Origin of the sequence: Bifidobacterium sp. ESL0682 (assembly GCF_029392815.1) — a bacterium.
GTDB lineage: Bacteria > Actinomycetota > Actinomycetes > Actinomycetales > Bifidobacteriaceae > Bifidobacterium.
Window position 1 is genome coordinate 464,741 of the sequence record NZ_CP113942.1, and the last position, 13,970, is coordinate 478,710.

Genomic DNA, 13,970 nt, shown 5'->3' on the forward strand with positions numbered 1-13,970 from the left:
AATGGTCGGATGATTCAGGAAGGCGTGGATATGACGGCAACTGGCGAAAGTCCGTGCGATGTGGATAAAAACTCGTACAGCGGGATTGAAAATGTGCGTGCCGCAGATGCGGATTCGGCTCGAGGGCTCGCAGGTGAGCGTGGACCGGTCGAAGGTTTCAGTGCCGACGAACTTGAAGTGATGAGGCAGGAGCTGTTCGCGTGGTGGGACGAGAACGCCCGCGATCTACCGTGGCGATTCGGGCGCACGACGCCTTGGGGCATCCTCATTTCCGAAGTCATGAGTCAGCAGACGCAGATGAGCCGCGTGGTGCAGTATTGGACCAATTGGATGGACGTCTGGCCGGATGCCGCAAGCCTTGCCAAGGCGAGTACGGCCGAGGTCATCACGGCATGGGGCAGGCTTGGCTACCCGCGGCGTGCATTGCGGCTTCAGGAATGTGCGAAAGTGGTGGCCGAGCAATATCACAACGAACTTCCTCATACCTACGACGAGCTGGTGGCACTGCCGGGCATCGGCGACTATACGGCCAGCGCGGTGATGAGCTTTGCGTTCGGCGAGCGTATCGCCGTCCTCGACACCAACGTCCGCCGCGTGCTCTGGCGCACGTTCAAAGGCGAAGAGTCTTTCGGCGGTGCCACCAAGACGGAGGAACGCAAGCTGGCGAACGCCGTGCTGCCGCAAAGCCCTAAAGAAAGCGTGATTTGGAACGAGGCTCTGATTGAGCTGGGCGCGTTGATTTGCACCGCCAAGAATCCGAAAATCGACGAGGACCCGTGGGCCTCGCACAGTCGCTTCTACGCCGCCGGCTGCCCGCACATGGGGGAGAAGCGCACCCGTCCGCGCCAGAGCTTCAAGGGCACGAACCGTCAGGTGCGCGGCATCGTTTTGAATGCCTTGCGTGCGCTCGCAGACTCATCGCCGAAGGAAGCGTTGCCTGATGGCATTGATGGTGCCGGGTCGCAATCGCAACACGAGTCATCGCAGTCACAGTCACAACGTTCCAACAAAGATATATTGTCTCGCCCCGAGGTCGAAAAGCTTTGGCCTGACCACATCCAACTTGACGCCTGCATCGCCAGTCTTGATGAGGACGGGTTGATTGAGATCGAGGCTGACGGCTCGTTGCGTTTGCCGCAGTGATGCGTCTTTGAATTTTGGATGGGCTATGCGGATAGTTGATGTTTTGGATGATTGGGCCAGCGTAACGGGGCAACGATAAGTGCGGTAAACGATGCGTAGGCGCGGACGGCGTGATGTGATGCAATGCGATTGGCCTGGAATTCAGGAAGTTCGTTTACACTGGAAGTATGACCTCTCAGCAGCCGAAAAAGCGCGATTCATCAAATGACGCCAACCGCAAACCCAACAAGGAGATGCAACGCGTCTATCTGCGCCGTCGCATCGTGGTGGTGATTGTGGCGCTGGTGCTGGTCGCGTTGATTGGGTTCGGGGTTTATGCACTCGTGACCAAGGCTTCCGCCGCGCACGGTCATGATGGTCAAGCCGCCTCGAGTTCGGCGGCGTCCAATGCTCATAAAAAGACGGGTCGAAGAAGGCCAACAAATCCGCGGATAAAAAGAGCGATGATTCAAAATCTGGAAAGTCCGATAAAGACAATAAGGACAGCAAAGCCAATCAGAGCGGCGTGAAGCAATGCGGAGAAAAAGACGTGAAACTCGAGCTGACTCCGGCCTCGCAAAGCGTTGGGCTGGGCGGTTCACTGGATTTCAAGGCCACGATTCGCTATGAAGGCTCCGATTCATGCCTCATCGATGCCTCGAACGCTTCGCGTATTCTCACCATTTCGTCGGTTTCCGGCTCTTCCTCGGACGCAGATTCCAGCGACAAGTCCGGTGGTCAATCTGGTTCTGACTCCAAAACGGGTTCTGGCGCTCAATCAGGTTCCAATTCCGGTTCTGATTCGCAGGCGGGTGCAGCTTCCGGCAGCGATACGGTCTGGAGCTCCGCGGCATGCCCAGCTAATACGCGCAAGCTGCTGATGGCCAAAGGCGACAAGGACGTGCAGAAAATTACTTGGCCAACCGACAAAACTGGCTCGACCTGCGTGCCTGATCAGCAGCTTCCTCGCGTCAAGCGTGGCACCTACATGGCCCAGCTGAGTCTCAAAGATCATCCAGAGGTCAAAAGCGAGAAAGTTCCTGTCACCGTTCAGTAGCCGATGTTGCTGGACTGCAATCCAAGTTTCAGATTTTTAGAATGCTGTTAACGATGAATTCCCTCGCTGGTTTTGCCCAACGAGGGAATTTCCGAATTTAACCGCTACTCGATAGCCAAAGGGCGCCGAGTGGCGAATAAAACAACAACATAATGTGCAATCAATGCTGACAACATGATGAAAGAAGACAGAGCAACCTCGCTGTTGCATGAGAAAAGTAAATGGGCACCGACACGGAGGTTGGTTTTTGGGTTTGTTGGCCGTGTCGATGCCCGGTTGGTTCCCGCCCGAGGGTGTTGGATTCCGGGTGGGAAGTCTTAGATTGCATTGCCGTGAAGCCATGTCTTCTATTGACTAGGCTTCGCGGCAATGGTGTTATCTGCTGTGACGGGCTTTTCTGCGCTGGTTGCGCAGGCAGGTGACCGCAGCAAGCAGGAGGAGCGTCGCGCCGATTCCGCCAGCCATCAGTGTGGCAAGCCGTTGTGGCCGCCCGCCGGTCAACGGCAGGCCGGATTGTGCGCCGCTGAGCCTCAGGCTCGCAGTGGTGTTCAGCGAAATGGCAGTATTGCTGGCTTGCCAAGGTCCGTTGGTGCCGAGATAGGCCTTGATGTCGTACTGCCCTGCGCGGATGGTATCGGCATTGTGAGGCAACGTCACGGCCCAGGTGTGCGTGTTGGCGCCGTTCCAACTCAGGGATGTGGCGTCCCATTGGCTGTCGGCACTGCCGGTATTGGCGCATTGCCATGCCGTCTCGGCGCTACCGGTGGGTTTGACGCAGGCGGTGACGGTATCGGTGCTGGCCCAAGGTGTGGCCGACCCGGTGATGCGGATCTGGTTGTTGCTGGCGATGCGCACAGCCCCCATGTTCGTGGGTGTGGCCACGGTCTTCCAAACGGCGTAGAGCGTTTTGGCACCGATACCGCCCAGCTGCTTGCCGGGGTTGAGCGTGGCGTCGGCGGCGGTAGCGGTGGAGGAGGTGCTCCATCCGATGAATGCCAAATGGGAAACGCCTTGCCCTGAATCAATGGCGCCGATGGGTATGGTGCCTGTCGGGACGGTCACGCGCGTATAACCGCTGGCGGTGTCTACAAGCCCCTGCACGGTTCCGGCCGGCGCTCCGGTGCCGCCGTTGGCGTCGAAGCCGACTTTGGCATAGGGCAATATGCCGGTCAATTCGCTGCCGTTGGTGGTGGAGGGCACCGTGCTCACCGCTCGTGTGGTACTCGGGTCGGTCAAAGTGACCCAAGTACTGATGGTGTAGGTGTCGCCGTAGTCGGCCTGCAGTTCGCCGACGGAGGGCGTCCAGTAGACGGTCCCTCCCGTTCCGCCGCCGGGGTAGGTATATGTGCATCCGCCGGAGGAGGGGCACCAGGCGGCGCCGCCCGCACTGGAGGCGGCGACGTGCAGGACCTCGCTGTTGTAATGGGTGGCGGGGTTGTCGACCGTGAGCCTGGTGGTCGGGCTGCCGGAGGTGGGCACGGTGACCGTGGGTCTGTTGGCCTTGGGTGCGGGCGCGGCTCGCCATTGCGCGTAGAGGGTGTAGGTGGCGTTGGTGTCTTTGGGGAAGTAGACGGTGCGGTTGGAAGGCCAGTTGTTCCCGCCGGTGCCGGCGCTGTTGGTGTCCCAGTGATCCCAAAGGCTGTTGGCTTTGTTGCCGGTGATCATGGTGGCGCTGGGCATGGTGACTGATCCGGTGCCGGCGCTGGTGTCCGCCTGCAGGTCGACCGATCCACCGCCGGTGCCGCCGTTGGCGTTGACAGAGGTAATTTTCACGCATGGCGGTGTGATGCCACTGCCCTCGCGATAGAAATCACCGGCCGGGTTGGATGAAGTCACGTGCGCGGCCACCGATGCTGTATTGCCGAAGTAGGTGAGTGTGGCGCACTTGTTGGCCGTGTGTGTGACTATATCCCATCGTTGATTACCGTCTAATTGATTAGTTAAAGCCTGAGGATATTTAAATATTCGGGTTGGTCCGAAAGTCAGATGTTGTAGATTGTGCAGGGGTGTGGATGATGCAAAATCAGTCGGAAATATTGAATCGAATACACCCCAATCGACAGCGTGGCTGTTGTTCCAATTGGTTAAGTCTATGGCTTTCAGTCTGATGCAGCCTAGGAACATTTGTGTCGCGCCTGCGCCGTAATGTCCAATGTGGCTGACATCCCAGTCACCCATGCCTTTGATATCGGTGACGGCGCCGTCGCCGTAGAACATTCTGTTGCCTGCGGCACCCCAAAGTTCGAGATTGCCGTTGGTCGTATCGAATGTCGTTAAGGCTGGCATATCGTTGAACATGGGGTTGTCTGTGGAGTCAGTCTCGCCCGTTGTAATCAAGTAGTAGTAAGTACCTAAAAAGATACTAAGATTTCCCTCGGTTTGTACTCGGGTAATTTGGGGCTTATATCTGTCCCAAGGTACATCTTTACGGGCAACACCGTTAAACATTGGAGCGGGAGTCATTCCTCCACCTGATATATGCAGAGTGCAGGCGTCTGGGGAATCATTGAGCCACCAAGAAACGGTGGCGGTGGCGGTGCCGGTTAGATGATAATTGTCGATAGTGCTTTGCGGAAGTGAATCGAGAGTTCCGCGAGCATTGTAAGTTGAACATGAGGAGCGTGTGCTAACAGCTGGGCGAACATGCGCTGACGTGTTGTCTGGATGACGACTTTGATCGACGCTGGTCAAAGAATCGCGGTGATTGGGTTTGTCCTGGGAATGCAGTGATGCAGTTGGTGAAGAACTGCTTAACGAAGAACTGTTTAATGGACTTGACTGGTTACTCAGATATTGCGGGGGGGGCGTGCCCAATGCTGTTGTTGTAATACACAATGCTAACGCAACAATGCTACGAAAAATACCCATATCAAACCCCAAACTTGCTGAACTGCCAATGAACGTTATTGGCACATTTCTGCTGAACGGATTTAATTATACAGCCATGCAATACAAATGTGTGTTTCGTCACTTCGCAAGACTTCGGATCAGCCGTTCGTGAAGGCCTGCAAAATCCTTATTTTGTAAGGTGTTGTTTGTCTCACCTCGGCGTATAATATTGCTTTTGTATAAGGTGTGTCATATTGCGGGCATGCTCTAACGACGAAGCGCCCGCGTAGTGTAGCCGTTTGCGGCGCGTTTCCTCGAGTGAATATTGAAAGATCAAGCGAGCGATAAGGAACGTCCATTGGCTGAAAATAAGCTCAAGACGAACACCACACAAGTCATCGCACGCGCCGATGAGCACGATATCAAGTTGCATAAGGCGTCGGACCGTGTGAATTTCGGTTCCATCAGGGAACCCATTGATGTGCCCTACCTTCTGGGTGTGCAGACCGATAGCTTCGATTGGCTCATCGGCAACGCGCGTTGGAAGAAGAAGGCCGAAGCCGACATCAAGGCCGGCACCAACAACGTGGCCCACACCTCGGGCCTCGAAGAGGTCTTCAACGAGATCTCCCCGATCGAGAACTTCGCACAGACCATGAGCCTGACATTCTCCGATCCGTACTTCGAGGAGCCGCGTCACACGGTCCAGGAGTGCAAGGAGAAGGATTACACCTATTCCGCACCGCTCTACGTCAACGCGGAATTCGAGAACGGCGACACCGGCGAGATCAAGAGCCAGACCGTTTTCATGGGCGACTTCCCGCTGCAGACCCCGCACGGCACCTTCATCATCGGCGGCACCGAGCGCGTCATCGTCTCGCAGCTCGTGCGTTCCCCGGGTGTCTACTTCGACCGTACGCCCGACCGCACTTCCGACAAGGAAGTCTTCGGCGCGAAGATCATCCCGTCGCGCGGCGCATGGCTCGAGTTCGAGATCGACAAGCGTGACGTCCTGGGCGTCCGCGTCGACCGCAAGCGCAAGCAGTCCGCCATCGTCTTCCTCATGGCCATCGGCATGACCAAGGATGAGATTGCGAAGTCCTTCAAGGATTACCCGCTCGTGCTCGATGCTCTCGAAAAGGAGACCATCAATACGCAGGACGAGGCCCTCACCGACCTCTACCGCAAGATCCGCCCGGCCGACACCGCCACCCCGGAAGCCGGCAAGAACCTGCTGGAGTCCTTCTACTTCAACAACCACCGTTACGACCTCGCACGCGTCGGCCGCTACAAGATCAACCGCAAGCTCGGCCTCGAAGCCGACCCGACCGATCGCAGCCTCAGCCGCGAAGACATCATCGCCACCATCAAGTACCTCGTGGCTCTGCATGCCGGCGACAAGACCTTCCCTGGCAAGCGTGACGGCAAGGACGTTGACCTTCGCGTTGAGACCGACGATATCGACCACTTCGGCAACCGTCGTATCCGCCAGGTCGGCGAGCTCATCCAGAACCAGCTGCGCACCGGCCTGAGCCGTATGGAGCGCGTGGTTCGTGAGCGCATGACCACTCAGGACGCCGAGGCCATCACCCCGCAGTCCCTGATCAACATCCGCCCCGTGAACGCGACGATCAAGGAGTTCTTCGGAACTTCCCAGCTCTCGCAGTTCATGGATCAGAACAACCCGCTTTCCGGCGTGACCAACAAGCGTCGTCTCTCCGCGTTGGGCCCCGGCGGCCTCTCGCGCGACCGCGCCTCCATGGAGGTCCGCGACGTCCACCCGTCCCACTTCGGACGTATGTGCCCGATTGAGTCCCCTGAAGGCCCGAACATCGGCCTTATCGGCTCGCTCGCGACCTTCGGCCGCGTCAACCCGTTCGGCTTCATCGAGACCCCGTACCGCAAGGTTGAAAACGGTCACGTCACCGACGAGATCGAATACATGACCGCGGACCGCGATGCCGAGCACGTCATCGCGCAGGCCAACCAGGAGCTGGACGAGAACGGCGACTTCGTCTCGAAGACCGCACTTGCCCGTTCCGGCGAGGACGAAGCGGTCGATGTCCCGGTCTCCGATGTGGACTACATGGACGTTTCCCCGCGCCAGATGGTTTCCGTCGGCGCTTCGCTGATTCCGTTCCTGGAGCACGACGAGGGCCACCGAGCACTGATGGGCACCAACATGCAGCGTCAGGCCGTCCCGCTCGTTAAGTCCGAGCGCCCGCTGGTGGGCACCGGCGCCGAATGGCGCACCGCCTACGATTCCGGCGACACCATCCTGAGCGAGAAAGACGGCGTGGTCACCTACGTTTCCGCGGATATCATTCGCGTCACCAATGACGACGGAACCCAGTCGAGCTACAAGCTCGCCAAGTTCCAGCGTTCCAACCAGACCACCAACTACAACCAGGTCCCGCTGGTCCACGACGGCGAACGCGTCGAGCGCGGCAGCGTCCTGGCCGACGGCTCGGCCACCGAGAAGGGTGAGCTGGCCTTGGGCAAGAACGTGCTGGTCGCGTTCATGCCTTGGAATGGTTACAACTACGAGGACGCCGTCATCATTTCGCAGCGCCTCGTGAAGGACGACACCTATTCCTCGATTCACATCGAAGAGTATGAAATCGACGCCCGCGACACCAAGCTCGGTGCCGAGGAGATCACTCGCGACCTGCCGAATGTCGGCGAGGAAGCAGTGGCCAACCTCGACGAGCGCGGCATCATCCGCATCGGCGCCGAGGTCGAAGCCGGCGACATCCTGGTCGGCAAGGTCACGCCTAAGGGCGAGACCGAGCTCACCCCTGAGGAACGCCTGCTCCGCGCCATTTTCGGCGAGAAGAGCCGCGAGGTGCGCGATACCTCGCTGCGTGTGCCTCACGGCGAGACCGGTACGGTCATTTCCATCAAGGAGATCACCCGCGACGAGGCCGAAGAGGACGGCGACGAGCTGCCCAACGGCGTCAACTCGATGATTCGCGTCTACATCGCTCAGCACCGTAAGATCACGGTGGGTGACAAGATGTCCGGCCGCCACGGCAACAAGGGCTGCATCTCCCGCATCCTTCCGGAAGAGGATATGCCGTTCCTGCCCGATGGCACCCCGATCGACATCATGCTGAACCCTCTGGGCGTGCCTAGCCGTATGAACCTGGGTCAGGTGCTGGAACTGCACTTGGGCTGGATTGCTCACGCTGGCTGGGACATCAAGCTCGACCCGGATCTCGAGGCCGAATGGAAGAAGTACGTGCCGCAGGGCGCCGAGCACGGCGATCCGAACACCCCGGTGGCCACCCCCGTCTTCGACGGCGTGCGTCCCGACGTGATTCAGGGCCTGCTGCGCAGCACCCTTCCTGACCGCGACGGCAACAAGCTCGTGGGCGAAGACGGCAAGGCTACCCTCTATGACGGCCGCACCGGCGAGCCTTTCCCGAAGCCGATTTCCGTGGGTTACATGTACATGCTCAAGCTGCATCACCTCGTGGACGACAAGATCCACGCGCGTTCCACCGGCCCGTACTCCATGATCACCCAGCAGCCGCTGGGCGGCAAGGCTCAGTTCGGCGGCCAGCGCTTCGGCGAGATGGAGGTGTGGGCCCTCGAGGCCTACGGCGCCGCTTACACGCTGCATGAGATGATGACCACCAAGTCCGATGACGTCGACGGCCGCGTGCGCGCCTACGGAGCCATCGTGAAGGGCGAGAACCTGCCGCCGGCCGGCATTCCCGAGTCCTTCAAGGTGCTCTTGAAGGAAATGCAGTCGCTCTCGCTCAACGTCGAAGTGCTCAACGCCGACGGCGTGGCCATCGACCTGAACGACGCCGAGGATGACCCGGTGGGCAACTCCAATGATCTCGGCTTCAACATCGGCGCCCGCCCGGACGCCGCGGCCAAGGACGATCAGGCTGCACCTCAGCCGGAATACCGCTAGAGGCAACGCTTAAAACATACGGCTTAGCCCGGGGCTTGGCAAAAGGAAAGTGCCAAGCCCGGCAAGCCGGCCGAAAATCGTAATTGTTACCAATTGGAAGACAGGACAACATAGTGCTGGACGTCAACGCATTTGACAAACTGAGGATTGGACTCGCCACCACCGAGGACATCCACAACTGGAGCTACGGCGAAGTCAAGAAGCCGGAAACCATCAACTATAGAACTTTGAAGCCCGAGAAGGACGGCCTGTTCGGAGAGCAGATCTTTGGACCGACCCGCGACTGGGAGTGCGCCTGCGGCAAATACAAGCGCGTTCGTTTCAAGGGCATCGTCTGCGAACGCTGCGGCGTGGAGGTTACCAAATCCCGCGTCCGTCGTGAGCGCATGGGCCACATCGAGCTGGCCGCACCGGTCACGCACATCTGGTTCTTCAAGGGTGTGCCGAGCCGTTTGGGCTATCTGCTCGACATCGCGCCGAAGGACCTCGAGAAGGTCATCTACTTCGCGGCCTACATGGTCACGAGCGTCGATGAGCAGCAGCGCCAGCAGGATCTGCCGGATCTGCAGGACGAGTTCGACACCGAGATCGCACAGCTCAACAAGCGTCGCGACAATGAGATCGAGGAACGCGCCAAGAAGGTAGAGACCGATCTGGCCGAGCTCGAGGCCAGCGGAGAAGCCAAGGGCAGTGCGAAGTCCAAGCTGCGCAACTCCGCCGAGCGCGAGATGGCGGCTATCCGCCAGCGCTACGACGACCAGGCTCAGCGCCTTGCCGCCGTGTTCGACCGCTTCAAGACCTTGAAGCCAGGCGACATGGAAGGCGACGTCGACCTGTGGCAGGAAATGGTCGACCGCTATGGCGACTACTTCGAAGGCTGCATGGGCGCCGAGGCCATCCAGAAGCGTCTGCAGGACTTCGACCTTGAGGCCGCCGCCAAGCAGCTTCGCGAAGAAATCGACACCGGCTCCGGCCAGCGCAAGGCCCGCGCCCTGAAGCGCCTGAAGGTCGTCAACGCCTTCCTCACCACGGACAACAAGCCCGAGGCGATGGTGCTGAACGCCATTCCGGTCATTCCTCCGGATCTGCGCCCGATGGTCCAGCTCGACGGTGGCCGTTTCGCCACCTCCGATCTGAACGACCTCTATCGCCGCGTCATCAACCGCAACAACCGTTTGAAGAGGCTCATCGAGCTCGGCGCTCCTGAGATCATGCTCAACAACGAGAAGCGCATGCTGCAGGAAGCCGTTGACTCCCTGTTCGACAACGGCCGTCGTGGCCGCCCGGTCACCGGCGCTTCCAACCGTCCGCTGAAGTCCCTGAGCGACATGCTCAAGGGCAAACAGGGCCGTTTCCGTCAGAACCTGCTCGGCAAGCGCGTGGATTATTCCGGCCGTTCCGTGATCGTCGTCGGTCCGTCGCTGCGTATGCACCAGTGCGGTCTGCCGAAGCCGATGGCCCTGGAGCTCTTCAAGCCCTTCGTCATCAAGAAGCTCGTGGATCAGAACTACGCGCAGAACATGAAGAGCGCGAAGCGTTTGGTCGACCGTCAGGATTCGTCCGTCTGGGACGTGCTTGAGGACGTCATCTCCGAGCACCCGGTGCTCCTGAACCGTGCACCTACGCTGCACAGGCTCGGCATCCAGGCCTTCGAGCCGATTCTGGTCGAGGGCAAGGCAATCCATCTGCCGCCGCTCGCTTGCGCCGCATTCAACGCGGACTTCGATGGCGACCAGATGGCAGTCCATCTGCCGCTGAGCGTCGAGGCACAGGCCGAGGCCCGTTCCCTGATGATGGCTTCCGACAACATCCTGAAGCCGGCTGACGGCCACACCGTGACCATGCCTTCTCAGGATATGATTCTGGGTCTCTATTACCTCTCCACCGTGGTGGAAGGCGCCAAGGGCCAGGGCCGCGTGCTCGGTTCCGTCGAGGAACTGCGCATGGCCGTCGACCGTCACGATGTTGACACCCAGGCCAAGGTGCTCGTGCGCCTGCCTAAGGACTTCGTGCTTCCCACCGATTGGGAGCCGAGTGAGCTCAAGGTCATCGACCCTGAGCCGGGCAGCCCGGACGTGGTCAAGGAAGAGCGTTTCAAGGACGGTTCCGTCCTCTTCGCCACCTCCTATGGCCGTCTGAAGTTCAACGAGACCCTGCCGACCGACTACCCGTTCATCAACGAACAGGTCGCTAAGGGCAAGCTCTCCACGATCGTCGACGATATCGCCACGCGTTACTCCACCGCTCAGGTGGCCGCCACGCTGGACGCTCTGAAGGATCTCGGCTTCACCCGCGCTCCTTGGTCTGGCGTCACGATGTCCTTCTCCGACATCGTCGAGCCGCCGGAACGTCTCGACATCATCCATGACTACGAAGGCCAGGCCGACAAGGTCAACGACCAGTATGACATGGGTCTGTTGACCGAAGAGGAACGCCGCCAGGAGCTCATCAACCTGTGGACCGAATGCACCGACAAGGTTGCAGATGCCATGCGCGATAACTTCAAGGACGACAACAACGTCAACATCATGGTGCAGTCCGGTGCTCGAGGCAACTGGATGCAGATTCGCCAGATCTCCGGTATGCGAGGACTCGTGGCGAACCCGAAGGGCGAGATCATCTCCCGCCCGGTCAAGTCCAACTACCGCGAAGGCCTCTCCGTCTTGGAGTACTTCATCTCCCAGCACGGCGCCCGTAAGGGTCTGGCCGATACCGCACTTCGTACCGCGGAATCCGGCTACCTGACCCGTCGTCTCGTCGACGTGGCCCAGGAGGTCATCGTTCGCGAAGAGGATTGCGGCACCAAGAAGGGCCTGATGGTCAAGATCGCCGACCGTGATGAGGACGGCAATCTCGTGCTTGTCAAGGACGCGGACGGCGGTCCTTACTCCCGTCTGCTCGCCGACGATGTCATCGATCCGAAGGACGGCAAGACCGTACTCTACAAGCGCGGCGACGCTCTTTCGATGGATGCTTTGCGTGACATGGTCGCTCATGGCGTCGAAGAGGTCAAGGCCCGCTCCGTGCTGACCTGCGAGTCCAAGCGTGGCGTGTGCGCGAAGTGCTATGGCTGGTCGCTGGCCACCAATCGCTTGGTGGATGTCGGCGAGGCCATCGGCGTTGTCGCGGCACAGTCCATCGGCGAGCCTGGTACGCAGCTGACGCTTCGTTCCTTCCACTCCGGCGGCGTCGCTTCCGCTTCCGATATCACCCAGGGTCTTCCCCGTGTTACCGAGCTCTTCGAAGCCCGTACGCCTAAGGGCGAGGCTCCGATTGCTGAGTACCCGGGCACCGTCAAGGTCGAGGACACCGATCACGGTCGCACCGTGACGCTGACCCCGGACGATACGACCATCGAACCGATCACCTACCCGGTGACTCGTCGTGCGCCGTTGATGGTCAAGGACGGCGACCACATCGACACCGGCACCCAGCTGATCGAAGGTTCTGTCGACCCGAAGAAGGTGCTGCGTATCCTCGGACCGCGTGCCGCTCAGGTCGCCATCGTCGGGCGTGCACGACGTGTATCGTTCTCAGGGCGTGGATATCCACGACAAGCACCTTGAGGTCATCGTCCACCAGATGCTTCGCCGCATCACGGTGATCGATTCCGGCTCCACGAATCTGCTGCCCGGCGAACTGGTCGATCAGACCAAGTTCCGCGATGCCAACATCGAAGCGGTCAAGGCTGGCGGCAAGCCTGCTGCCGGTCGTCCGGAGCTCTTGGGCATCACCAAGGCTTCGCTGGCCACCGATTCCTGGCTCTCCGCCGCTTCGTTCCAGGAGACTACCCGCGTGCTCACGGAAGCCTCTTTGGAGCAGAAGTCCGACGAGCTCAAGGGCTTGAAGGAGAACGTCATCATCGGCAAGCTCATCCCTGCAGGCACCGGCCTGGCGCGTTATCGCAACGCAACGGTCGAGCCCGACAAGGCCATCCGCGACACCATCTACCCGAACTTCGGTTTGGGTGGCGAAAATGCCAGCGGCGACTTCGGCGAGGGCGGCATGGACGATGTGGACTTCTCCAACATCGACTTCGGCGACCTGAAGCTCGGCGACGATTTCAACCCCGATGACTTCCTGAACGATCAGGGCGGTGCTGACGAACTCGGTGGCGACACCGATTTCGGTGCGGCTGCCGGCGCTGATCAAACTGGAGCCGATTCCGGTTCTCAGGCCTGATGATTGATTGACTGTCGGTTCGGCTGCCTCTGGTCGCCGAACCGACAATGTAGTAGATCTTCAAGTTTTGCCCTCCGATGTATAGCATCGGAGGGCAAAACTGTATTTGAAGCGATTCATGATTATTGTCGCCGGTGATGTTGTGGTTTAACGGTAGTATGACACTCATGAGTACTTTGCCTTTTCCGCCGCCACCGGAGTACGGATGGTATGACGATGACGCCGCGCCGACTTCCGTCAACGAGGTCGCAGACGACCGGGTTCCGGCGAACCAATCTGTTCAAGAAGCGGTGACGAGCACCGAACAGAAGCCTTCGGTCGATGCCGGTTGGTCGTCGGCGATGCCTGAAACCAACAGCGACGGCGATATCGAGGATTGGGACGGCACGGTGCTGTCCACTGCGTTCATGGCCGAAGAACCGAAAAAGCGCTATCGCCTCCACAATGATGCGACGGGACAGGATATCATCCTTGATAAAAGCGCCTTGCTGGGCCGCAATGTGTCGGCCACAGTACCCGAAGGCGCGGCGTCGATCAAGCTCGCAGACCCGACGCGTACCGTCTCGCGCAACCATGCCGCCGTCAGTTACGACAAGGACGGCGTGCTGTGGATTGAGGATTACGGCTCGCTCAACGGCACGTATATCATCGACGGCGATCACGAGGTGCAGGTTAAGGATCGCCCCGTCCGGTTGGTGGCTCCCATGACTTTGCGCATTGGCGACCAGTTCTTCAAACTCACTGAAGACAACGGCTGAACGGTAGTTTTGAGCGCGTATTTGAATCTGACTTGTGCGGGTTTGGCTGGCTATGGGTCTGACTAGCGCTTATGGTTTGGCTTGTTGCTGCAACGTT

General features: G+C 59.4%; 6 protein-coding genes and 1 pseudogene. 6 read left to right on the plus strand and 1 reads right to left on the minus strand.

Translation table 11 applies throughout. The features are described from left to right. The first annotated feature begins 180 nt into the window (after positions 1 to 180). The 3 genes from OZX57_RS01920 to OZX57_RS01930 all read left to right on the plus strand — a co-directional run bounded on the left by OZX57_RS01920 (position 181) and on the right by OZX57_RS01930 (position 2,179). Positions 181 to 1,143: an A/G-specific adenine glycosylase gene (locus OZX57_RS01920; RefSeq protein WP_277162901.1), complete on the plus strand. Its 963-nt coding sequence runs from the start codon at positions 181 to 183 to the stop codon at positions 1,141 to 1,143. 167 nt (positions 1,144 to 1,310) lie between these two features. After that, on the plus strand, positions 1,311 to 1,652 hold the full coding sequence (locus OZX57_RS01925) for a hypothetical protein (RefSeq protein ID WP_277162503.1): 342 nt from the start codon (positions 1,311 to 1,313) through the stop codon (positions 1,650 to 1,652). Positions 1,653 to 1,672: 20 nt separating this feature from the next. Next, positions 1,673 to 2,179: a hypothetical protein gene (locus OZX57_RS01930; protein ID WP_277162504.1), complete on the plus strand. Its 507-nt coding sequence runs from the start codon at positions 1,673 to 1,675 to the stop codon at positions 2,177 to 2,179. 375 nt (positions 2,180 to 2,554) lie between these two features. Here the strand turns inward: OZX57_RS01930 and OZX57_RS01935 are convergent, their stop codons facing one another. Continuing rightward, a complete protein-coding gene (locus tag OZX57_RS01935) occupies positions 2,555 to 4,516 on the minus strand; it encodes a hypothetical protein (RefSeq protein WP_277162505.1) in 1,962 nt (653 codons plus the stop codon). Between the two features lie 850 nt (positions 4,517 to 5,366). Here OZX57_RS01935 and rpoB point away from each other — a divergent pair. The 3 genes and pseudogenes from rpoB to OZX57_RS01950 all read left to right on the plus strand — a co-directional run bounded on the left by rpoB (position 5,367) and on the right by OZX57_RS01950 (position 13,873). Further along, positions 5,367 to 8,933 (plus strand): DNA-directed RNA polymerase subunit beta, encoded by a 3,567-nt coding sequence (rpoB, locus tag OZX57_RS01940; RefSeq protein WP_277162506.1) that lies wholly within the window; start codon positions 5,367 to 5,369, stop codon positions 8,931 to 8,933. Positions 8,934 to 9,046: 113 nt separating this feature from the next. Next, positions 9,047 to 13,115: pseudogene (locus tag OZX57_RS01945) on the plus strand (DNA-directed RNA polymerase subunit beta'). A gap of 167 nt (positions 13,116 to 13,282) precedes the next feature. Then, entirely contained in the window at positions 13,283 to 13,873 is a 591-nt protein-coding gene (locus OZX57_RS01950; protein WP_277162902.1) for an FHA domain-containing protein, read from the plus strand. The last annotated feature ends 97 nt before the right edge of the window (positions 13,874 to 13,970 follow it).